Here is a 22,240-nt window from a genome sequence, read left to right on the forward strand (position 1 = left end):
GCAACCTCCTACATCCCGATCCGGTCGATGATCAGCGGGCGCGCGACGGGAGCCTCGCCCCCGACGGACCAGGCGCCGTCGAGTTGGGCCAATGCTGCCCCGAAACGTTGCGGCGTGTCGGAGTAGAGGGTGAACAGCGGCTCACCGGCGGCGACGGGTTCACCTGGCCGGCGGTGGATGCGCAGGCCCGCCCCGAACTGCACCTGCTCACCGGGCATCGAGCGGCCCGCTCCGAGCCGCCACACCGCAAGCCCTACCGCCATCGCGTCGATGTCACCCATCGTGCCACCGCGCGGCGCGGTGAGGGTCTCGCTGTGCTCGCCGAGCGGTAGCGCCTCGGCGCGCAGCGCCGCCACGTCACCACCCTGGGCCTCGACCAGCGCGCGGAACCGGTCCATCGCCGTGCCGTCGCGCAGGGTCTGCGCCGGGTCGACGGCGTCGAGTCCGGCGGCGTCGAGCATCTCCCGGGCCAGCGCCAGCGTCAGCTCGACGACGTCGTCGGGACCGCCGCCCTCGAGTACCTCCAGTGACTCGGCGACCTCGACCGCGTTGCCGACGGTACGGCCCAGCGGCACCTCCATGTCGGTCAACAGGGCGCGGGTGGTCAGTCCGTGCTCGGTACCGAGGTCGACCATCGTGCGGGCCAGCTCACGGGATTCCGCCTCGGTGGCCAGGAAGGCGCCCGAGCCGACCTTGCAGTCGAGCACCAGCGCGCGGGTGCCCTCGGCGATCTTCTTGCTCATGATCGAGCTGGCGATCAGCGGCAGCGACTCCGTCGTGGCGGTGACGTCGCGCAGCGCGTAGATCTTGCGGTCGGCCGGCGCCAACTCGCCGGCAGCGAAGATCGCCGCGCCGAGGTCGCAGAGTTGTTGGCGGATCTGGGCTTTGGTGAGCTCGCCGCTGAATCCGGGGATGGACTCCAATTTGTCCAGCGTGCCGCCGGTGTGACCGAGCCCCCGCCCGGCCGCCTGCGGGACCGCTCCTCCGCAGGCCATGATCACCGGCACCAGCGGGATGGTGATCTTGTCGCCGACGCCGCCGGTCGAGTGCTTGTCCACCAGCGCCAGCGGCGTGCCGTCCATCGACCGCAGGTTGGTGAAGTCCAGCCGCTCCCCCGAGTCGATCATCGCCGCGGTCCAGCGGGTGATCTCGGCGCCGGTCATCCCCCGCAGGAAGATCGCCATCAGCAGCGCCGACATCTGGGCGTCGGCGACCCGGCCGTGGGTGTAGGCGTCGATGACCCAGTCGATGGCCTCGTCGGACAGGGCTCCCCCGTCGCGCTTGGTTCGGATCACGGACGGAGCATCGAGATGCGACATCGATTTCAGCGCGTCGAACGCGCTGTCGGACACCGGAGCGCCCCCGGGCGCGACATTCGACACCGGAGCGCCCCCGGGCGCGACATTCGGCACCGGAGCGCCCCCGGGCGCGACATTCGGCACCGGAGCGTCGAACGACCCGGTCATGACCGCACCCGAGCCAGGTCGTCGGGCCCGAAGGCGTCGGGCAGCAGGTCGGCCAGCCGGCGGGGCCCGGCGGGATGGTCGACGAGCAGCTCCGGACCGCCGTGCTCCAGCAGGAGCTGACGGCACCGGCCGCACGGCATCAACGGGGCGCCGGTGGCGTCGACGACGGCGAGCGCGACCAGCCGTCCGCCGCCACCGGAATGTAGTGCGCAGACCACACCGCACTCGGCACAGAGACCTAGGCCATATGAGACATTCTCCACATTGCAGCCGGTCACCATTCGGTCATCGTCGGTCAGCCCTGCCGCCCCCACCGGGAACCGCGAGTACGGCGCATAGGCGTCCTTCGATGCCGCAATCGCTTTGTCCCGCAATGTCTCCCAATCGATCCCGGCCGTCATTTCCGACTCACCGACCACTCATCTGAATGCATTCCGAATCCCCGTCCGTCGGCTCGGCCGGCCGAATAGGCAGACCTAACTTCACACCTTTGACGCCCTGATCGGCTCCACGCTAGTTCGATCGAGGTGGATGATGGGTTTAGAGTCGCCCCGAGGTTTGGGGCAGCGGTCCAGGCCACGCCTGTCACGGAGGGGGCCTCGAGGACCCCGCCCCGAGCGTCCACCGATGGCGTTGGAGGCCAGATGAGCACGCAGACACCGAGTCTGACCGGAAGCGAGGCGGCACCCGCCCCGCGGCTGCGTCGACGCACCTTCTACCGCGGCGATCCCGGGATGTGGTCGTGGGTGCTGCACCGCATCACCGGTGCGACGATCTTCTTCTTCCTGTTCGTCCACGTGCTCGACACCGCGCTGGTGCGGGTCAGCCCCGAGGCCTACAACGAGGTCATCGACACCTACAAGACCCCGATCGTCGGCCTGATGGAGATCGGCCTGGTCGCCGCGGTGCTCTACCACGCGCTCAACGGGGTCCGCATCATCCTGATCGACTTCTGGCAACAAGGACCGAAGTACCAGAAGCTCATGCTGTGGGTGATCGCCGGCGTGTGGCTGGCCGTGATGATCCCCGCGGTCGGGGTCATCGGCATGCACATGGCGGAGCGGTTCCTGTGAGCGCCGTCGAACACCGCCGGGGCGAGAACCCCTACGACCACATCAGCGACCGCGGCGGTCCCGCCCCGGTGATGCAGAGCAGCTACGACCGGCCCGCCGGCCTGGACAACCCGCGCTCCAAGCGGCGCGGCGGCGGCATGCCGAACTTCGAGAAGTACACCTGGCTGTTCATGCGCTTTTCCGGCGTAGCGCTGATCTTCCTGGTGCTGGGCCATCTGTTCATCGGGCTCATCTGGGATGGCGGCGTCTATCGCATCGACTTCAACTACGTCGCGCAGCGCTGGGCCTCGCCGTTCTGGCAGACCTGGGACCTGCTGATGCTCTGGCTCGCCCAGCTGCACGGCGGCAACGGTATGCGCACCATCATCGCCGACTACAGCCGCAAGGACTCCACCAAGTTCTGGCTGAACACCCTGCTGGCGCTGTCGGTCGCCTTCACGCTGGTGCTGGGCACCTATGTGCTGCTGACCTTCGACGCCACGATCTCCTGACGAGGAGCAGAAACCATGATCGTTGAACATCGCCACGACGTCGTCATCGTCGGCGCGGGCGGCGCGGGCATGCGTGCCGCCGTCGAGGCCGGTCCGCGGGCGCGGACCGCGGTGCTGACCAAGCTCTACCCGACCCGGTCCCACACCGGCGCCGCCCAGGGCGGGATGTGCGCCGCACTGGCCAACGTCGAGGAAGACAACTGGGAGTGGCACACTTTCGACACCGTCAAGGGCGGCGATTACCTCGCCGACCAGGACGCGGTCGAGATCATGGCCAAGGAGGCCATCGACGCGGTGCTCGACCTGGAGAAGATGGGGATGCCGTTCAACCGCACCCCTGAGGGTCGCATCGACCAGCGCCGGTTCGGCGGGCACACCCGCGACCACGGCAAGGCGCCGGTCCGGCGCGCGTGCTACGCCGCCGACCGCACCGGCCACATGATCCTGCAGACGCTGTACCAGAACTGCGTCAAACACGACGTCGAGTTCTTCAACGAGTACTACGCCCTCGACATCGCCATGACCCAGACCCCGTCGGGCCCGGTGGCCACCGGTGTCATCGCTTACGAGCTGGCGACCGGGGACATCCACGTCTTCCACGCCAAGGCGATCGTGTTCGCCACCGGCGGTTCGGGCCGGATGTACAAGACCACCTCCAACGCGCACACGCTGACCGGCGACGGCCTGGGCATCATCTTCCGCAAGGGACTTCCGCTGGAGGACATGGAGTTCCACCAGTTCCACCCGACCGGTCTGGCCGGGCTGGGCATCCTGATCTCCGAGGCCGTGCGCGGCGAGGGGGGCCGACTGCTCAACGGCGACGGCGAGCGGTTCATGGAACGCTACGCGCCGACGATCGTCGACCTGGCCCCGCGCGACATCGTCGCGCGCTCCATGGTCCTCGAGGTCCTCGAGGGCCGAGGCGCCGGACCCAACAAGGACTACGTCTACATCGACGTGCGCCACCTCGGCGAGGACGTGCTCGAATCCAAGCTGCCCGACATCACCGAGTTCGCCCGCACCTACCTCGGGGTGGACCCGGTCAAGGAGCTCGTGCCGGTCTACCCCACCTGCCACTACGTGATGGGCGGCATCCCGACGACGGTCAACGGCCAGGTGCTCTCCGACAACACCACCGTCGTGCCGGGCCTCTACGCCGCCGGCGAGTGCGCGTGTGTGTCGGTGCACGGCGCCAACCGGCTGGGCACCAACTCGCTGCTGGACATCAACGTCTTCGGCCGTCGCGCGGGCATCGCCGCGGCGAACTACGCGCTGGGCCACGACTTCGTCGAGCTGCCGGAGAACCCGGCCGGCATGGTGGCCGGTTGGGTGGGCGACATCCTGTCCGACCACGGCAACGAGCGCGTCGCCGACATCCGCGGAGCGCTGCAGCAGTCGATGGACAACAACGCCGCGGTGTTCCGCACCGAGGAGACCCTCAAGCAGGCGCTGACCGACATTCACGCGCTGAAGGAGCGGTATTCGCGAATCACGGTGCACGACAAGGGCAAGCGCTACAACAGCGACCTGCTCGAGGCGATCGAGCTGGGCTTCCTGCTGGAGCTGGCCGAGGTCACCGTCGCCGGGGCGTTGAACCGCAAGGAGTCTCGCGGCGGGCACGCCCGCGAGGACTACCCGAACCGCGACGACACCAACTACATGCGCCACACCATGGCCTACAAGGCCGGCGAGGGCCTGCTGGCCGACATCCGCCTGGACTACAAGCCCGTCGTGCAGACACGCTACGAGCCGATGGAACGGAAGTACTGAGAAGATGACTATCGCTCCCGAGGTCGAGACGAAGGATCCCGAACTGCCACCCGTGCCCGAGGGCGCGGTGATGGTGACGCTGAAGATCGCGCGGTTCAACCCCGAGGACCCGGATGCCGCCGGCTTCCAGAGCTTCCGGGTGCCGTGCCTGCCCACCGACCGGCTGCTGAACCTGCTGCACTACGCCAAGTGGTATCTGGACGGCACGCTGACCTTCCGCCGCTCCTGCGCGCACGGGGTGTGCGGCTCGGATGCGATGCGCATCAACGGCGTCAACCGGCTGGCGTGCAAGGTGCTGATGCGCGACATGCTGCCCAAGAACCCGAACAAACAGCTCACCATCACGATCGAGCCGATCCGCGGTCTGCCCGTGGAAAAGGATCTGGTCGTCGACATGGAGCCGTTCTTCGACGCCTACCGCGCGATCAAGCCGTACCTGATCACCACCGGCAACCAGCCGACCCGCGAGCGCATCCAGAGCCAGACCGACCGGGCCCGCTACGACGACACCACCAAGTGCATCCTGTGTGCGTGCTGCACCACCAGCTGCCCGGTGTACTGGACCGAGGGCTCCTACTTCGGCCCGGCGGCGATCGTCAACGCCCACCGGTTCATCTTCGACTCGCGTGACGAGGGTGCCGCCGAGCGGCTGGACATCCTCAACGACGTCGACGGGGTGTGGCGCTGCCGCACGACGTTCAACTGCACGGAGTCCTGCCCGCGCGGTATCCAGGTCACGAAGGCGATCCAGGAAGTCAAGCGCGCGTTGATGTTCGCCCGCTAGGGCGCATCAGGCGAGGCGGTCCGCGTTCGCGTGGATCGCGTCGCGGCAGTAGGCCGCGAGCCCGGGCAGTCCGAACGTCTCGTCGTAGGTCTCGACGTATCTCGGGTCGCTGACGTACATGTCGCCCAGGTTGCGGTGAAACGCCGGCGGGCAGTCGTAGAACCATCGATTCACCTGCAGGCGGTGCTGCTCGGCGGCGTCCATCGCCTCGGCCGAGTCGGCGGGTAGCCCGGCCCGGAACGCGTCGGCCAGCGCCTTTTCGACGGCTTCGCCCTCGGCCTTGATCCGGACCCATTCGGCTTTGCCGTAGGACTTGGCCCGGCGTTGCGACTCCTGCCAGGCGTCGGTCTCGCCCCACTTCTGCTCGGCCTCGGCCTGATAGTCGTCGAAGCCGGGACCGAACAGCTCACGCATGTCGGCGTCGGTCATGGGGGTGTTCGTCATCGCCTTCTCCAATGCCTGATCGATTGCCTCGACGAGTGTGGCCATCTCGTCGAGCCGGGACATGACGCGTTCGCGCTGCCGAATCAGGTGGCTGACCTCGTCCCCTTCTGCCAGCAGGCTCGCAATCTCGTCGAGCGGGAACTCGAGCCTGCGGTAGATGATGATCTGGGACAAGCGGGTGAGGTCTGCCGACGTGTAGACCCGGTAACCCGAGGCCGTTCGCCGGCTCGCGGTCAGCAACCCGATGTCGTCGTAGTGGTGAAGCGTGCGGACGGTGATGCCGAAGCGCTCCGCGACCTCACCCACCGTGAGCTCGTCCACCTGCTTCTCCTGCGTCATGTCGATCAGGGTGGCGCCTGACGCCACGTGAGGGTCAAGGCGTCAATCGTGACTCATCCCCGGCGGACCAGGAAGTCGCGCATCAGCTCGGTCACCTCCGGCAGCGCGCTCTCCAGCAGAAAATGGCCGCCCTCGAACAGGTGGATCTCGGGGTCCACGGCGTCCTCGGCGAACGCCCGCGCGCCGTCCGGGCCGAAGAACGGGTCCCCGTCACCCCACACCGCGAGCACGGGCACTCCGCTGGCGCGCAGGTAGTCGTGCAGCTTGGGGTACAGCGTGGGATTGCTCGCGTAGTCCAGGAAGAGTTTCAGCTGGACGGCGTCATTGCCCGGCCGCGACAGCAGCGCGTAGTCGTGATGCCAGGTGTCGGGGCTGACCACGCTGGGGTCGGGCACGCCGGCGAGGTACTGGTGCCGGGTCGCCTCGAACGACAGGAACTCGCGCAGCGCGGCGGCCGTCTCGGGGTTCTGTTCCCGCTGGTAGGCCCATACCGGCTGCCAACCTTCGGGGACGAAGCCGGCGTCGTAGCCGTTGCCGTTCTGGGTGACGATCGCCGTGATCGCCGCCGGGTCGCGCAGCGCCAGCCGCCACCCGACCGGCGCTCCGTAGTCCTGGACATAGATCGCGTACCGGTCGACTCCGAGCTGTGCGAGCAGGCCCGCGGTGTGATCGGCCAGCGCGTCGAAGGTGTAGTCGAACTCCTCGACCGGGGGTGCGTCCGAATAGCCGAAACCGAGGAAGTCCGGCGCGATCACCCGGTACTGGTCGGCCAGTTCCGGGATGAGGTTGCGGAACATGAACGAGCTGGTCGGGAAGCCGTGCAGCAGGACGATGACGGGGGCGTCGGCGGGGCCGGCCTCCCGGTAGAAGACTGCGCGACCGGCGACGGTGGCGTAGCGATGATGAACGGCCGACATAACTAACTCCTAATCGCTGTTTTGCTGGTTAGCCGCAGTCAACCGGAAAGCATGTAACCTGTCAAGAGACGTTTGGAGGTTAGCGATGGAGTTGTGCGTCACCGGCACCGACGACGAGGCGCTGCTGCTGGACCTGTTGAACACCACCCCCGTCATCGACGGTGTCCCGACCGACGACCTCGCCGACCCTCACGACGCCGAGGCGTGGCTGGCCGCGCGCGGCCTCGCCCTGGAACCAGCCGAACGCGACGCCCTGATCCGGGTGCGCGCGGCGCTGCACGCGGTGGTCCGAGACGGCGCCTCACCCGAACTGTTGGCACCCTTCCTGTCCGGAGTCGACCTGCGCCCGGTGGTGCACGACAGCGGAGTGACGTGGCAGGTGAGCGGCGCCGACACGGCGGCGCGCATGGCGCTGGCCTGGGACGGCCTGCGCATCAGCCATCCGGGCCGGCTCCGGCCGTGCGCCAACACCGCGTGTCATCTGTTCCTGCTCGACCGCAGCAGACCCAACAACGCGCGCTGGTGCTCGATGGCCGTCTGCGGCAACAGGATGAAGGCCCGCAGGCACTATCAGCGCACCCGCGCCTGATCGACGGTCAGGGCACCTCCGCCGCGGCGTCCGCGTCGTCCTCGCTGTCCGGCTCGGCCCCAGCGTCGGATTCGGGGCCGGCTTCTGCTTCGGAGTCGGCGTCGGGTTCGGCCCCGTCGCCGGTCAGCCCGGACACGTGCTCGCCGTAGTAGCGGATGATCTCGGCTGCCGCGGCGGCCACCGGAACGGCCAGGAACGCCCCGATCACCCCGAACGTCGACGCCCCCAGGGTGACCGCCAGCAGGACGATCACCGCGTGCAGGTTCATCGACTTCGACTGCAGCCAGGGCTGCAACACGTTGCCCTCCAGCTGCTGCACCGCGACGATGATGCCCAGCACGATGAGGGCGTCGACCGGACCGTTGGACACCAGCGCGATCAACACCGACAGGCCGCCGGCGACGAACGCGCCGACGATCGGCACGAAGCCGCCGATGAACGTGATGATCGCCAGGGCGTAGGCCAGCGGCACCCCCACGATGACCAGACCGATGCCGATCAGCACCGCGTCGATGAGGCTGACCACCGCCTGGGTGCGGATGAATCCGCCTAGGGTGGACCACACCCGCTCGGACACCCCCGCCAGATGCGGCCCGGCCGGACGGCCGACATGGCGACGCAGCCACGGCAGGAACCGCGGCCCGTCCTTGAGGAAGAAGAAGGTCACCACGATCGCGGTGAACACGGTGACGAGCGCCGACGTCGCAGCGCCCACCCCGGAGAACACCCCGGTGGCGATCTGGGTCCCGCTCGAGTTGAGCCGATCGGTGATCGCCGACACCGCCGAATTGAGTTGGGATTCACTGATGTTCAGCGGCGGGCCGCCGAGCCAGTCGCGGACCTTGACGACACCGGCGGAGGCCTGTTGGGCGAGCTCGGTGGACTGCTCCACCACCGCCGGGGCCACGGCCGCGATCACCCCGGCGACCACGAGGACGGCCAGCAGCAGCGTCGCCATCACCGCCGCCGCCGGCGGCAGGCCCTTGCTACGCAGCCAGCGCACCGGCGGCCACAGCACGGTGCACGCGATCAACGCCAGCAACACCGGCAGCAGGATCACCCACGTCTCCCCCACCACCCAGGCCAACACCCACAGCGCCGCGGCGACGGCGACGAACTGCACGGCGACGACCGCACTGGAGCGTAGATGCACGGCGTACACCGACCCACGATCACGACCTTGCGTCGTTTCCTCGTTCACGCCCCTCTTCTTACCCACCGCGCACCCACGTCACCGCGAATCCGGCGCGAAACGCGTCACCCGCGGCCGATAGCGCGCCCGATTCGCCGACTAGAGCCGACTAGAGCCGACTTTCGAGCAGGTCGGCGCCCCGGCGCACACCGCCTGTCGCGGCGAATCCCGCCGCGACGGCGGCGGCGCCGTCGGTCATCGTCATCGCGGTGCGCACCGCCGAACGCAGCCGGGGCACGGTCAACCGGCGCGCCGGCAACCGGGTGCCGCACCCGGCGACCTCCACCCGGCGCGCCACCTCGAACTGATCGCGACCGAACGGCACTGCGCAGACAGGGATTCCGCGACTCAACGCCTTCTGGGTGATTCCCATACCGCCGTGGGTGACGACGCAGACCGCCCGTTCGAGGACCAACGAGTGCGGCACGAACCGAGCCATCGTCACACCGGGACGGCGAAACACCTCGGCGTCCTCGTCGGCCGGCCGCGTCGCCACGATGTGCACCGGTTCGTCGCGCAGCGCCGCCACCGCGGCATCGACGAGCGCCTCGTCGGCCTGCCGCACCGACGAGGTGGTCACCAACACCACCGGCTCGTCGATCTCGCCGAGCCAGCCAGGACGATCCGCCCGAGGGTCGAATTCTGCGGGACCGATCAACTCCACCGAATCCCCCCAGTCGGTGTGGGGATACTCGAACGGCTTGCCCGTGGTGACCAACAGCAGCGGCGCGCGCCGCAACAGCGCATCGGCGCTGTCCACCGCGGCAAGGCCCAGCCCCGCGCGCACCGGGGCCATGCCTGTGCGGAACGGCCGATCGAAGACGACCCCGGTGACGGTGCCGACGCCCCAGTCCCGCACGCGGCCCCACCGCCCGGGCAGCGGACGCTTGCCGGCGCCGAACGGCGGAGAACCGGGGCTGCGCAGGTACGGCACGAACGGCGACAACGCCGTCCACGGCCGCGACTGGGCCTCCGCCGCAGAGAGGGCTCCCCAGCAGTTCGCGTCGACGATGATCAGGTCCGGGTCGGTCGCCCGCACCGCGCGCTGGAAATCCCCGACCTCCGCCGCCGCGCGTTCGGCCAGCTCGCGCACCGTCTTGCTGGCCGACGCCAGGACACCCGCCGCACCGGAGGGCTGCAGGTCCTCGAGGCGAGCGTCGACGGGGGCGGCCTTGAAGCCCAGACCTCGGCACATGTCCACCCCGGCGGCCAGCGTCCGGACGTGGATCTCGTGACCGCGCCCCGCCATCTCCGTCAGCAGGGCGCAGAACGGGAACAGATGCCCGAACGCGGGCGGGGTGTAGGCCAGCACTACCGCCATCGCACCCGCCCCGGTGACGTCGGCGTGGGCAGTCGCGGCGGGCGCGCGCGGACACGCCGGCATCGCGAACCCATCCGGTGGGTATCCAGTGACGAATGCCTGACATGACAGCCGTAGACACCCCGGAGCTGGTGGTCCTGCTCGACGACGAGGGCCGCACGATCGGCTCGGCGCCCAAGGCCGACGTCCACCACACCGCCACGCCGCTGCATCTGGCGTTCTCCTGCTATCTGTTCGACGACGCCGGCTCGGTGCTGCTGACCCGCCGCGCGCTGCACAAGAAGACGTTCCCCGGCATCTGGACGAACTCCTGCTGCGGGCACCCCGCTCCCGGCGAGGCGATGGCCGATGCGGTGGCCCGGCGGGTGCGGGAGGAACTCGGCGTCGAGATCACCGATCTGCGCTGCGTGCTGCCCGACTTCCGCTACGTCGCGATCGCCGCCGACGGCGTCGTCGAGAACGAGGTGTGCCCGGTGTTCAGCGCGCGCGCCGTCGGGCCGGTGCGCGCCGACCGCGACGAGATCATGGACTACACCTGGGTTCCGTGGCAGCAGCTGCGGGCAGCCGCCGAGTTCGGCTGGGCGATCAGCCCGTGGGCGGCCAAACAGGTTCCCCTGCTCGACGCGGAGGGTGTGGGACATCATCGTTGAAACCTGAGCTGGGGAGGACCTGAGCTGTCGTGATGACCTGAGCAGCGGCTAGGACCGGAGCTGGTAGAGCCGCTCGGCGTACGCCAGGTCGTCGCGCCACAGCCGCGTCGCGGCCTGTTTCATCGCCGGCCGGATCAGCGGCGCCGCGACCATGCCCTTGCCGAAGTGGGGCCGATCGGAGTGGGCGATCACCGCCTCGATCACCGCGGTCCGCGGCCGACCGTCGAGGCCGACGTCGACAGGGGTGGCGTGCGTCTCGACGACGCTGCCCAGCCCCTCGCCCTCGACGATGCGCATGACGACCGTGCGTGGTCCGGGCGTGGTGAACTCGGCGATGACGGGTACCCCGAGCCGCCCGATCCGGAAGGTCACCTCGACGACGAACTTGTCGAGTTGCTCGGGAAGCTCGGTGTCGATCGGCGGGGCGCTGAGCACCCGCAACTTGGTGAACGAGTAGGGATGGAACCAGCCGCCGTGCCAGGGGTCGAGCCTGTTGGCGACGATGTCCTGCGGTTCGCAGACCCCGTCGAGTCGGGTGACGGCCGCGATCCTGGGCTGCTCGGGGCGGGGCGGAACCACCGGCACCTCGGCCGGGGTGACCTCGGCGGTGTCGTCGAGGCGGACCCAGCACAGCACGCCGTCGTCGTGGGCGGTGAACGGCTTCCAGGTGCCGTGCCGACGCTGACCGAGCCGCAACCCGTGCCACGGACACACCAGCTCGCCGCAGTCCACCGGCGCCGAGGCCAAGTCGGCACCGAGGTGCGGGCAGGCGCGCGGAGCCACCACCAGCGTGCCGTCGGGTTTGCGCCAGGCCACCACTTCGTGGCCGGCCACCGAGGTCCCGAACGGCTTGTCGCCGATCGACAAACTCGCCGCGAAGACGAACCAGTTGCCGCCCGGTCGGCGCTGGGCGCGCGCCAGCGCCGCGCGGATGACCGCCGGGTTCGCGTCCTGCCAGGTCGGTGTCTGGGCCGCCCACTCCGCAGGCGCGAGAATCTCGAACGGCCACGCCTTCTTCAGCCGCTCACGCCACCCGATTCCCGTGCTCATCTCGCCCCCGTCGTCGAACCGGCCAGTCGTCGCAGCAGCGTCGAGCGGCCCCGGTTGGGCACGGTCTGCAGCGGATGCCCGGCCAGCCCGAAGCCGCCGAGCAGCTGGTTGGCGGCACTCCACCCGGTCGTCGCCGCGCGCTCCATCAACGCCACCGGAAGATCGATGCGAATCCCGTCTCCGGCCAACACCACCCGCGGGTCGGGGGTGGTCACCGTGGGCCGGTCGGCGAAGTCGCCGGGCGCGAAGCGGGGGCAGTCGGCGCGGCGCAGCAACCGCTCGTCGACGATCGTCGCGTCGACCGTTTCCGGATACAGCTCGCACATGCGTTTCAACAGCGCCTCACGCACCATGTCGTCGCCGTCCTCGTCGGACACCGAATAGGCGTGCAGCTCGACCACCGAGCCGCCGGTGCGCGCGGCCCACTGACGGGCCTGGGCTTCATAGCGACTGACCACACTGACATTGTCCAGCGGTTCACGGCCTCCTGTCCCGACAAACGGGGCACGATCGGCGCGGACCGGCCGATCCAGCCACAATCGCAGCACCACGAACGGCGGCGCGGTCTGCAGGGCCGCGACGCGGTCGCGCCACTGCGCATCACCCAGGCCCGGCGAGGCGGCCACGATGCGGCGCAGTCCCGGCACGTCGGTGGCCAACACCACCGCGTCGGCGCTGAACGAGCGGCCGGTCGTACTCGTCACCACCACGGTGTCGTTCGTGGCCACGGTGTCGACCCGGACCCCGGTGTGAAACTCCACCCCACGGTCCTGCAAATAGGCCTTCATCGGATTCCACAGCGCCACATCGAAGTTGGCGTTCGCGACGTCGAAGATCAGCCCCTCGCTGGAACCGAGGAAGTAGATGTGGAACATCGTGACCAACTCGCCCGCCGACAACGCCTCGGGCCGCGCGAAGAAGCTGCGGGCGAACACCTCGAACGCGAGATGGCGCGCCGCCTCGGGGAAGTTGATGTCGCGCAGGAACGTTGCCGCATCGCGGTCGTCGAGCAACTCATAGGTCTGCGGCACCGACACCGCCGCCAACGGTGCGGCGGCCTTGGCGTCGAGCGACAGCAGGTCCCGCAGCCGGAAGGTGGGACTGCGCAACGCGAACACCAACGCGTTCCACGGGGGTGCGGTGGGCAGCCCGCGGAACGTGTCGACGCGTCCCTGCCCGTCGATCAACGGATAGTCGTCGACCGGGCTCAGTGCGGTGAGGCCGGCGTCGGTGCGCCGCAACAGGGCCCGCAGGTTGTAGTACTGCCGGAAAAACGCGTGAAAGCCCCGGTTCATCGCCGCCGGAGACCCGTCGGCGAGGGTGTCGGGCCAGCCGCCGACCCGTCCGCCCAGGTGATTCTGCGCTTCGATGACGTCGACCGCCACGCCCCGCTCCGCCAGCCCGGTGGCTGCGGCCAGCCCGGCGATGCCACCGCCGACGACGACCACCCGCGGGCGCGGCGATCCGGCGGGCACGGCCGACGGCCCGGGTGAACCCGGCAGCGTCTGCCTGTGCCGGTCCACCCCGTCCGGGATCACCGCCACGCTCCTGCGTTCTTCGTGATCAGGTACGGCCGGCGATCCACCCGTCACACACTTCCATACCGGATACGGTTCGCCCACGCCCTGCCGATGCCCGCCACCGCGACCGCCAACCGCCGCGGTTTGCTCACCGTGGCGCGGCGGCCGAAGATCTCGAAATCGATTGCCTCGATGCGCGCCAGGATGTCGGAGTACAGCGTCAGCGCGGCGGCCACGCACGGACGCGAACTCGGTGCCAGCGTGTCGATGCCGGGGCGGGCCTGCTCATAGACCGCACGTGTGATGGCGTGCTGTTCGGCCAGCGCGGCACGCACCTTCGGCTCGGTGCGCCGGTTGGTGTGGCACCACTCGAGCAGGTCGCGGTCCACCCCGTGGGCGGCCAGCTCGTCGGCCGGAAGGTACACGCGACCGCGGGACAGGTCTTCGTCGATGTCGCGCAGGAAGTTGGTCAGCTGGAAGGCCTTTCCCAGCGCTGCGGCGTACGGGGCGGCTTCCTCGCGGGGGCCGACCGTCCCCAGGACGGGCAGCAGCTGCAGTCCGATCACCTCGGCCGAGCCGTACATGTAACGCTCGAGCGACTTGCGGTCCGGGTAGTCGGTGACGGTCAGATCCATCCGCATCGACGCCAGGAAGTCGTCGAACAGATCCCAGCCGATGTCGTACTTGCGGGCAGTGTCGACCACCGCCGTCAACGTCGGATTGTCGTCACCGGAACGGTTTTCGACCAGGCTGTTGAACAGCCGGGTGGACAGCTTCTGGAGTTGGTCGGCGCGCTCCTCGTTGGTGCGTGCGTCGAAGTCGTCGAGGATGTCGTCCGCGCCGCGGGCGAACCCGTACAGCGCGTGCACGGCGGGCCGCTGACGCGGCGCGAGCAGTCGGGTGGCCAGGAAGAACGTCTTGCCGTGCTGGGCGTTCACGGTGCGACAGTGCTGATACGCCGCGCGCAGCGACGGTTCGCGTACGCCGGCGGCGTCGAGCTCGGTGCTGATCATGAGCAATTCACCTCTGATGTGGGGCGAGGGGCAACGACACCGGTGATCCGGTCGGCGGCCAACCGGCCGGACAGGATCGCCGTCGGAACCCCGACTCCGGGGACCGTCGATGAGCCCGCGAGCACGACGTTGTCGATGCCGCGGACGGTGTTGGCCGGGCGGAACGGCCCGGTCTGGGCGAAGGTGTGCGCCAACGCGAACGGCGAACCGGCGGCCATGCCCTGCCGGCCCCAGTCGGTCGGGGTGACGACGTGCAGCACCTCGGCGTCCTCCGCGACACCGGGCATCCGCCCCCGCACGGCGCTGAGCATCTGGTCGACGTAACCCGGTCCCGCGGCATCCCAGTCCACGGTGCCGACCTCGGTATTGGGCGCCGGGGCCAGCACGTAGAGCAGGTCACGCCCGGTGGGCGCCAGCGACGGGTCACCGGCGGTCGGGCGGGTCACCAACAGCGACGGATCACCCATGGCGCGGCCGTCGTCGATGATGTCGCGGAAGGTCTGCTTCCACGCCTCGCCGAACAGGATGGTGTGATGCCCGACGCCGGGATCGACTGCCGCGCAACCGACGTGGGCGACGACCGCCGACGGGGCCGCCCGGTGTCGCAGCAACCGTCGCGGGGTGCGACCGATCATCCGGTAGGTGTCGGGCAACTCCATGGTCAGCACCACCGCGTCGGCCGGCACCCGGTGACCTTCGGCGGTACGCACGGCCGTCACGCGGGACCCGGCGAACTCCAGGTCCGAAACCGTTGCCCCATAGACGAATTCGACGCCTGCGTCAGCTGCGGCGGCGGCCATCGCGTCGGGCAGCGCGCGCATACCGCCGCGCGGGAAGTACACCCCGGCCACGGTGTCCATGTAGGCGATCACCGCGTACACCGCCAGCGCGCCCTGCGGCGGCACCCCGGCGTAGAGCGCCTGGAAGGTGAACACCCGCAGCAGCCGTTCGTCGCTGAGGAACTTGCGCATCAACGGTTCCCACCGGCGGAACCCGCCCAGCGCCACGAGCCGAGCCAGCTGGGGAGTCAGCAGCGACAGCGGCGAATCGAAATTCGCGCCGATGAAACCGTCGAACTCGGTGCGGTACAGCTTGGTCAGCCAGTCCCGCAGGCGCAGATAGCCGTCGGCCTCGGCGCGGCCGGCGAACCGTTCGATCTCGGTGGCCATCGCCGTCGCGTCGGTGTGCACGTGCAGCGCGCTGCCGTCGGCGAACGAGGCGTGGTAGGCGGGGGCGACCGGGTCGATCGGCAGGCACTCCGCCAGCGAGCGCCCGACCGCGGCGAACGCGTCGTCGATGATGTCGGGCATCGTCAGCACCGTCGGGCCGGTGTCGATGCGGTAACCGGAGATGTCGGCGCGGCCGACGCGCCCGCCGGGATGCTCGCCGCGCTCGACGACGGTGACGGCGCGTCCACGTCCGGCCAGCTGCAGTGCTGCCGACAGGCCGGACAGCCCGGCCCCGACGATGACGACTCGATCGGTCTTTCCGTTCACGGTGCGCATCAGGCTGCTCGCTGGGTGCAGGCGATGGCCATGTCGGCCAGCGCGGCTCGGGGTCGGTCGGGGATGGTGGCGCGGTCGAGGTGGCTCAGCGCCTCGGCGTGCCGGTCGGCGATCAGGTCCTCGATCCGTTGCACGGCGCCGGTGGCGACGATCAGGTTGCGCCACTGCTCGACGGCGGCGGCGTCGATGTCGGGGGCGACCATCAGCTCGGCGAGCTGGCGGCGCAGCGACGGGTCAGCGAGCTCGTAGGCCGCGACGATGACGCTGGTGGCCTTGCGGTCCTCCATGTCGGTGCCGGCCGACTTCCCGGTCAGGGCCGGCGTGCCGAAGACCCCGAGGATGTCGTCGCGCAGCTGGAACGCCTCGCCGATGGCGGCGCCGTAGCCGGCCAGCGCGTCGATGACGCCGCGGTTGCAGCCGGCCATCGCCGCGCCGATCTCCAGCGGCCGACGCACCGTGTAGTTGCCGGACTTGCGCCGCAGCACGTCGAGCACCTGGTCGAGGCAGGGGTAGGTCTGGGAGCTGTTGACCAGATCGGAGAACTGGCCGATCGCCAACTCGGTGCGCATCGCGTCGTAGCGCGGCCACACCCGCGACAGCGCGTGCTCACCGACACCGCTGCGACGCAGCATCTCCTCGGCCCACACCAGGCACAGATCGCCGAGCAGGATCGCCGCGGACTCGCCGAACCGCTCGGGGGATCCGGTCATCGCGCGGTCGCGGTGCCAGCCGGCGAACACGACGTGCGCGGCGGGGCGGGAGCGCCGCATCGGCGAACCGTCCATGACGTCGTCCTGCATCAGCGCGAACGCGTGCAGCAGCTCCAGGCTGGCCGAGGCGCGCAACGCGGCGGGGTCCTCGTCGGCGCCGCACAGCCAGCCCAGGTACATGAACGTCGAGCGCACGTATTTGCCGCCCTCGAGGAAGTTGCACAGCAGTTCCCCGGCCACACCCACGTTGGCGTCGCCCAGGCGATCCACGCACTCGCCGCGCACGAACTCGCTGACCTGCTCGCGCACCGCGTCGCGCACCTCTTCGCGCCACGTCGCCAGACCGAGCGATGGCCCGCCCCAGCCGTTGGGCGCCATCAGGCGCGCTCCCGGTCGATCACCCCTGTTCAAACGACCGCTCCTTCTGTGTGGTCTGCGCTGCTCACACCTGCATTCGGAGCAGTACCCCGAACGGATGGGTTGACGCCTGGATTAATTTCGCGAAGTTCCCGGTCTGCTCACCAGTCTGCTCAAAACCGGCGGAGCCCACCAGTTCCATCGGCCCATCAGACCCATGTATGCCGGCAACAGCCCCATCCGCACCAGCGTCGCGTCGACCAGCACCGCCAGCGTCAGGCCGAGGCCGAACATCCGCATGAACGACACCTGCGCCGCGATCAGGGCGCCGAACGAAATGGACATGATCAGCGCGGCCGCGGTCACCACGCGCCCGGTGTAGGCCAGCCCCAGCGCCACGCTCTCGTCGTTGTCGGCCCGGGTCCGGCCGCTGGCCAGCCAGAACTCCCGGATACGGGCGATGATGAACACCTCGTAGTCCATCGACAGGCCGAACGCGATACAGAACAGCAGCACCGGCATGTTGGCCACCAGCGCTCCGGTCGGAGTGGTGCCGAACGCGCCGAGATGCCCTTCCTGGAAGATCCACACCAGCGCTCCGAACGCCGCGGTCAGCGACAACATGTTGAGGATCAGTGCCTTGATCGGCAGCACGACACTGCCGGTCAGCACGAACAGCAGTACCAGCGTGATGGCGGCGATCACCCCGAGCACCACGGGCAGACGCTGTTCGATCGCGGCGACGCTGTCGCGGTTGACCTGCGCGATCCCGGTGATCGCGACGTCGCGGCCCCCCGGCCCGGGCAGCGCCCGGAGGGCGTCGAGTTGGCGCTGCGAGGCATCGGTGAACAGCGCCGTGGTACTGCCGACGGTCAAAAACGCCGCCCCGGCACCGGTCCCGGCCGCCTCCGAGGGCGGACCGACCCAGCGTCCGTCGGCGTAGAGGCCCGGCGGGGCGCTGACCGTCGTGACCCCGCCGATGCGGGATGCGGCCGTGGCGTAGCGCTCGAAGTCCTGCGCGGCCAGCCCGCCGGCGTCGGGCACCACCACCGTCAGCGAGGCCTCGGCGTTGTCCGGGAACGCGGTGCGCACCAGCTCGCCGACCTGATACGCCGACGCCGACCGCGGCAGCACCCGTTCGTCGGGCAACCCCCAGGACACGCGCAGGAACGGCAGGCCCAACGCCACCAGCAGCACCGTGCCCGCCAGCGCGACGAGCACTGCGCGGCGGGTCACGAACTTCGTCGACCGATACCAGAACCGCTCGTGGGCGTCGACGGGGTCGGGACGGCGCCGCACCACCCGCCGGACATCGAGTGCGTCGAGCCGGTCACCGAGCATCATGATCGCCGCCGGCGTCACCAGCACCGCGGCGGCCGCACACAACGCCACGGTCGCCACCCCGGCGTAGGCGAACGATTTCAGGAAATACATCGGGAACAGCACCATCGCCGCCATCGACAGCGCGACCGTCAACGCCGAGAACAGCACGGTCCGGCCCGCGGTGACCATCGTCGTCACCAGCGCCTGTTCACGCGGCGCCCCCGCGGCCACCTCGTCGCGGAAGCGGCTGACGATCAGCAGCGTGTAGTCGATGGCCAGCGCCAGACCCAGCGCGGTGGTCAGGTTCAGCGCGAAGATCGACACATCGGTGCCCAGGGCGACCAGCCGCAACACCGCCATCGAACCGACGATCGCCAGCGCCCCCACCGCCACCGGCACCGCGGCGGCCAGCAGCCCCTTGAACACCCACACCAGCACCAGGAAGCTCAGCGGCAGCGCGATGGCCTCCATCACCAGGACGTCGCGCTGGGTCTGGGCGTTGATCTGGGCGTACACCATCGCCGAGCCGCCGGCGCGCACAGTGACGTCGGGGTAGCCGGGCAGGATCGCCGGCTCGACCTCGTCGACGATCTGCTGGGCGTAGCGGGGGGCTCGTTCCTCGCCGCCGGTCAGTTCGGCCACCACCAGGCCGGTCTGCCCGTCGCGGCTGACCAAGGCCGCCGCCGCCTGCTCGGGTGCGGTCCACGCGGAGACCACGCGCACCACGTTCGGGTCCGACTCGAGTCGGTCGACGAGTCTCCGCCCGACGGGTTCGGCCTGTACACGGGGCCCGGTGACGGCGAACACCAGTTGCAGATCCCCGCGGCCGAAGGTGTCGGTGAGCACCCGGGTGGCGCGGGCGGACTCCGAGGTCGGGTCCTGGAACCCACCCGCGGTGAGCTGGCTTGCCACCGGAATACCGAAGATGGCCGAGGCAACCATCACCATCGCCGCGACCGCCACGATTCGACGAGGCGCGGCAATGGCCAGCAGTGCAATCCGATACAGCAGGGTTGACCCTCACGTCAGTTTCTGCCTGCAGAGTGCGTCACCGCGCGGCCCGCCGGAAAGCCGGGGAGGGGATTCGTCAGGGATGCGTCAGCGTTGTCACATGCCGGCGGGCTGTCCCGTCAAAGGGACATGACCCCTCGAATCCCCGCCCTGTCCCCCGACCGCGCCTCGCTCATCACCCGCCTGATGTATCGCATAACCCGCGGTCGCTTCGGTGAGGTGCCCGAACCTTTCACCGTCACCGCGCACCACCCCGGGCTGCTGCTGGCCGGGGCGGTGCACGAAACCCTGCTGGAGCGGACGTCACACACCCTGCCGGCAAGCGTGCGGGAGTTGGCGGTGTACTGGACCGCGCGCCGCATCGGCTGCGGATGGTGTGTGGACTTCGGCTCGATGCTGATGCGCATGGAAGGTCTGGACCTGACACGACTCACCGAGATCGACGACTACGCAACGTCGTCGCACTTCTCCGACGACGAGCGCGCCGCGATCGCCTACGCCGATGCGATGACCGCCGACCCGCACACCGTCACCGACGGACAGGTCGACGATCTGCGTCATCGCTTCGGCGAGCGCGGGGTGATCGAGTTGACGTATCAGATCGGTGTGGAGAACATGCGGGCCCGGATGAACACCGCGCTGGGCATCGCCGAGCAGGGGTTCAACTCCGGGGACGCCTGCCGGGTGCCGTGGCACTGAGCCCCAACCGCATGGCGACTTAGGGTAGCCTAAGTCGCCATGCGATTCGGTGTCCTGCTCAACATGAGCGCGAACCTCGGCGCGACCCCCGAGGACGTCTTCGATCTGACCTTGACCCAAGCCGAGCTCGCCGAACAGCTCGGCTACGACGAACTCTGGGTCACCGAGCACCATTTCATCCGCTTCGGACTCAACCCCAGCGCGCTGACCACCGCCGGCTTCCTGCTCGGCCGCACCCGCACCATCCGGGTCGGCACCTCGGTGGTGCTTTCGCCGCTGGCCCACCCCGTCGATCTGGCCGAGCGCGCCGCACTGCTCGATCAGCTCAGCGGCGGCCGCTTCGAGCTCGGCCTCGGCCGCGGCGGCTACCTGCGTGACTACCAGAGACTCGACATCGACGTGGCCCGGTGGGACGACGAGCCGCACGCCACAGTGGACCGGTTGCTGGACCTGTGGTCGGCCCAGACCCCCGGAGACGTCCAGCCAGCACCACGGACCCGACCGCATCCGCCGCTGCTGCTGGCCACCGGCAGCGAACCGGGAATCAAATGCGCGGCCACCAACGGACTTGCGCTGCAACACTATTTCGCCACGCCCGTAGCGGCCCGGGTGGCACTGGAGCAGCGCTACCGCGCCGCCGGCGGCGTCAACCAGCCCGACCATCTACACACCGTGATCGCGATCGTCGACGACTCGACCGACGCGCGGGACCGGCTCCGCAATGCGCTGGTGCAGTCCTTCCGCGACGGTGACCATCCGCACGTACCACAGGCGCCGAATCGTCACCTCGGACCCGACGGCACCCCCGCCGGGCCGGAAGCGATGGCAGAGATGGTGGCCGAATCCGCGATCATCGGCTCGGTGGGCTGCGTCGTCGACGAGCTCGGCGATTTCATCCTCGAGACCGGCGCCCACCGGATAGCGGTCTACCACGAGGCGATCGGCGATCCGGCGCGAACAGTGGAGTCCCTGCGCTGCTTCGCCGAATACGTCATCCCCCAGCTCACCCCAGACGGGTGACCAGGTCCCGGCCGAGAGGGGAGCCGGTGAACTTGTCCGGGTTCGCGATGTCGTAGATCGCCACCACCCGGCCGTCGCTGACCGTCATCGCCTGGATGCGCGGTGCGATCGCCGGCCACTCATCGTTGGCTGCGGCACCGGCGGTGAACAACCCCAACTCACCGTTGACCAGGCACGGGGCAGCGACCTCGAACAGCCGTGGGCCGTAGCGGCGAGCCAGCCCGAACAGGAACCGCGCCACCCTGTCGCTGCCCCGGATGACCTGCGGGGCAGTCGGGGCGCGGCGGTTCGCATCCCCGGTGAACGTGACCTCGGGATGCAGCAGCTCGACCACCGCCGCCACATCCCCGGACGCCATCGCGGCCAGTAGCTTCCCGACCACCTCGGCGTGCTCGTCGGCAGGCTTCGAGGCCCCGGCGACGGCCCGGCGCGCCCGTGAGGCGAGCTGCCGCGCAGCCCCCGGCGTCGCCCCGAGCACCTCGGCGATCTCAGAGAACGGCATCGCGAAGCCGTCGTGCAGGACGAAAGCCACCCGCTGGTCGGGCGTCAGCCGCTCGAGCACCACCATCGCCGCGAACCGGGCGTCCTCACCGGCCACCACAGCCGCGAGCGGATCGTCGCCGTCGACCGTCGTGACGACCGGCTCGGGCAACCACTGCCCCGCGTACGTCTCGCGCCGACGCGCCGCCGAGCGCAGCCGGTCCAGACTCAGCCGGCTGACCACGGTCGTCAGCCATGCCGCCAGATCATCGATTGCCGTCTCGCGGTGGGCCTCCCACCGCAGCCAGGCGTCCTGCACGACGTCTTCGGCGTCGGCGACCGTACCGGTCAATCGGTAGGCGACGGCGACCAGATGCGGCCGCAATTGCTCGAAGTCACCGGCGCCGGTGCCCGCGGTCATGAAACGAGCGTAAAACTCGCTGCCGACATCTCAGCACCATCGGATTTCGTTGCAGATCAGCGCAGTCGCGACTATTTCAGCGTACGGCGCGCACA

The 22,240-nt window shown here is 69.5% G+C and carries 21 protein-coding genes; 8 read left to right on the forward strand and 13 right to left on the reverse strand.

The window, feature by feature from the left end:
• Nucleotides 1–8 precede the first annotated feature (8 nt).
• Both J3476_RS18205 and J3476_RS18210 read right to left on the reverse strand, forming a co-directional pair.
• Complete coding sequence (locus tag J3476_RS18205; protein WP_207067847.1) at nucleotides 9–1,319, reverse strand: thymidine phosphorylase; 1,311 nt, start codon at nucleotides 1,317–1,319, stop codon at nucleotides 9–11.
• 143 nt (nucleotides 1,320–1,462) lie between these two features.
• A complete protein-coding gene (locus J3476_RS18210) occupies nucleotides 1,463–1,867 on the reverse strand; it encodes a cytidine deaminase (RefSeq protein WP_207067803.1) in 405 nt (134 codons plus the stop codon).
• A gap of 243 nt (nucleotides 1,868–2,110) precedes the next feature.
• Between J3476_RS18210 and sdhC the strand changes: the two genes are divergently transcribed.
• The 4 genes from sdhC to J3476_RS18230 all read left to right on the forward strand — a co-directional run bounded on the left by sdhC (nucleotide 2,111) and on the right by J3476_RS18230 (nucleotide 5,584).
• Entirely contained in the window at nucleotides 2,111–2,539 is a 429-nt protein-coding gene (gene sdhC / locus J3476_RS18215) for a succinate dehydrogenase, cytochrome b556 subunit (protein ID WP_152516047.1), read from the forward strand.
• A gap of 71 nt (nucleotides 2,540–2,610) precedes the next feature.
• On the forward strand, nucleotides 2,611–3,030 hold the full coding sequence (locus J3476_RS18220; protein WP_152519566.1) for a succinate dehydrogenase hydrophobic membrane anchor subunit: 420 nt from the start codon (nucleotides 2,611–2,613) through the stop codon (nucleotides 3,028–3,030).
• Between the two features lie 15 nt (nucleotides 3,031–3,045).
• Entirely contained in the window at nucleotides 3,046–4,800 is a 1,755-nt protein-coding gene (sdhA, locus tag J3476_RS18225) for a succinate dehydrogenase flavoprotein subunit (RefSeq protein WP_207067804.1), read from the forward strand.
• 4 nt (nucleotides 4,801–4,804) lie between these two features.
• Nucleotides 4,805–5,584 (forward strand): succinate dehydrogenase iron-sulfur subunit, encoded by a 780-nt coding sequence (locus J3476_RS18230; RefSeq protein ID WP_163673331.1) that lies wholly within the window; start codon nucleotides 4,805–4,807, stop codon nucleotides 5,582–5,584.
• A 6-nt stretch (nucleotides 5,585–5,590) separates the two neighbouring features.
• Here J3476_RS18230 and J3476_RS18235 read toward each other — a convergent pair whose 3' ends face one another.
• Nucleotides 5,591–6,349 carry a MerR family transcriptional regulator gene (locus J3476_RS18235; RefSeq protein ID WP_207067848.1) on the reverse strand — a complete coding sequence of 253 codons (759 nt, stop codon included), beginning with the start codon at nucleotides 6,347–6,349 and terminating at the stop codon, nucleotides 5,591–5,593.
• Nucleotides 6,350–6,420: 71 nt separating this feature from the next.
• On the reverse strand, nucleotides 6,421–7,284 hold the full coding sequence (locus tag J3476_RS18240; RefSeq protein ID WP_207067805.1) for an alpha/beta fold hydrolase: 864 nt from the start codon (nucleotides 7,282–7,284) through the stop codon (nucleotides 6,421–6,423).
• A gap of 85 nt (nucleotides 7,285–7,369) precedes the next feature.
• On the opposite strand from J3476_RS18240, the gene J3476_RS18245 reads away from it, so the two are divergent.
• Nucleotides 7,370–7,873: a CGNR zinc finger domain-containing protein gene (locus J3476_RS18245; RefSeq protein WP_207067806.1), complete on the forward strand. Its 504-nt coding sequence runs from the start codon at nucleotides 7,370–7,372 to the stop codon at nucleotides 7,871–7,873.
• 7 nt (nucleotides 7,874–7,880) lie between these two features.
• Here J3476_RS18245 and J3476_RS18250 read toward each other — a convergent pair whose 3' ends face one another.
• Entirely contained in the window at nucleotides 7,881–9,074 is a 1,194-nt protein-coding gene (locus J3476_RS18250) for an AI-2E family transporter (RefSeq protein ID WP_207067807.1), read from the reverse strand.
• Nucleotides 9,075–9,174: 100 nt separating this feature from the next.
• Entirely contained in the window at nucleotides 9,175–10,386 is a 1,212-nt protein-coding gene (locus J3476_RS18255; protein WP_207067849.1) for a glycosyltransferase, read from the reverse strand.
• Nucleotides 10,387–10,490: 104 nt separating this feature from the next.
• Here J3476_RS18255 and idi point away from each other — a divergent pair, with 104 nt between their 5' ends.
• A complete protein-coding gene (idi, locus tag J3476_RS18260) occupies nucleotides 10,491–11,036 on the forward strand; it encodes an isopentenyl-diphosphate Delta-isomerase (protein ID WP_207067808.1) in 546 nt (181 codons plus the stop codon).
• A 48-nt stretch (nucleotides 11,037–11,084) separates the two neighbouring features.
• On the opposite strand, the gene J3476_RS18265 is transcribed toward idi, so the two are convergent.
• The 6 genes from J3476_RS18265 to J3476_RS18290 all read right to left on the reverse strand — a co-directional run bounded on the left by J3476_RS18265 (nucleotide 11,085) and on the right by J3476_RS18290 (nucleotide 19,525).
• Complete coding sequence (locus tag J3476_RS18265) at nucleotides 11,085–12,086, reverse strand: DUF5914 domain-containing protein (RefSeq protein ID WP_207067809.1); 1,002 nt, start codon at nucleotides 12,084–12,086, stop codon at nucleotides 11,085–11,087.
• Complete coding sequence (locus tag J3476_RS18270) at nucleotides 12,083–13,630, reverse strand: FAD-dependent oxidoreductase (protein ID WP_373889092.1); 1,548 nt, start codon at nucleotides 13,628–13,630, stop codon at nucleotides 12,083–12,085. The genes J3476_RS18265 and J3476_RS18270 overlap by 4 nt, the downstream gene beginning before the upstream one ends.
• 44 nt (nucleotides 13,631–13,674) lie before the next feature.
• Nucleotides 13,675–14,619 (reverse strand): phytoene/squalene synthase family protein, encoded by a 945-nt coding sequence (locus J3476_RS18275; RefSeq protein ID WP_207067810.1) that lies wholly within the window; start codon nucleotides 14,617–14,619, stop codon nucleotides 13,675–13,677.
• Nucleotides 14,616–16,124, reverse strand: coding sequence for a phytoene desaturase family protein (crtI, locus tag J3476_RS18280; RefSeq protein WP_207067811.1), 1,509 nt, complete (start codon nucleotides 16,122–16,124; stop codon nucleotides 14,616–14,618). The genes J3476_RS18275 and crtI overlap by 4 nt, the downstream gene beginning before the upstream one ends.
• Nucleotides 16,124–17,212, reverse strand: a complete 1,089-nt coding sequence (locus J3476_RS18285; protein ID WP_207067812.1) for a polyprenyl synthetase family protein — start codon at nucleotides 17,210–17,212, stop codon at nucleotides 16,124–16,126. The genes crtI and J3476_RS18285 overlap by 1 nt, the downstream gene beginning before the upstream one ends.
• 114 nt (nucleotides 17,213–17,326) lie before the next feature.
• Nucleotides 17,327–19,525 carry an MMPL family transporter gene (locus J3476_RS18290; protein ID WP_207067851.1) on the reverse strand — a complete coding sequence of 733 codons (2,199 nt, stop codon included), beginning with the start codon at nucleotides 19,523–19,525 and terminating at the stop codon, nucleotides 17,327–17,329.
• A gap of 129 nt (nucleotides 19,526–19,654) precedes the next feature.
• Between J3476_RS18290 and J3476_RS18295 the strand changes: the two genes are divergently transcribed.
• Entirely contained in the window at nucleotides 19,655–20,224 is a 570-nt protein-coding gene (locus J3476_RS18295; protein WP_207067813.1) for a carboxymuconolactone decarboxylase family protein, read from the forward strand.
• Nucleotides 20,225–20,263: 39 nt separating this feature from the next.
• Nucleotides 20,264–21,244: an LLM class flavin-dependent oxidoreductase gene (locus tag J3476_RS18300; RefSeq protein WP_207067814.1), complete on the forward strand. Its 981-nt coding sequence runs from the start codon at nucleotides 20,264–20,266 to the stop codon at nucleotides 21,242–21,244.
• Here J3476_RS18300 and J3476_RS18305 read toward each other — a convergent pair.
• Nucleotides 21,228–22,145 carry a sigma-70 family RNA polymerase sigma factor gene (locus tag J3476_RS18305; protein WP_207067815.1) on the reverse strand — a complete coding sequence of 306 codons (918 nt, stop codon included), beginning with the start codon at nucleotides 22,143–22,145 and terminating at the stop codon, nucleotides 21,228–21,230. The two genes, J3476_RS18300 and J3476_RS18305, sit on opposite strands and share 17 nt — an antisense overlap.
• Nucleotides 22,146–22,240: the final 95 nt, after the last annotated feature.

The sequence above is a fragment of the Mycobacterium sp. PO1 genome (assembly GCF_017312405.1).
GTDB lineage: Bacteria > Actinomycetota > Actinomycetes > Mycobacteriales > Mycobacteriaceae > Mycobacterium.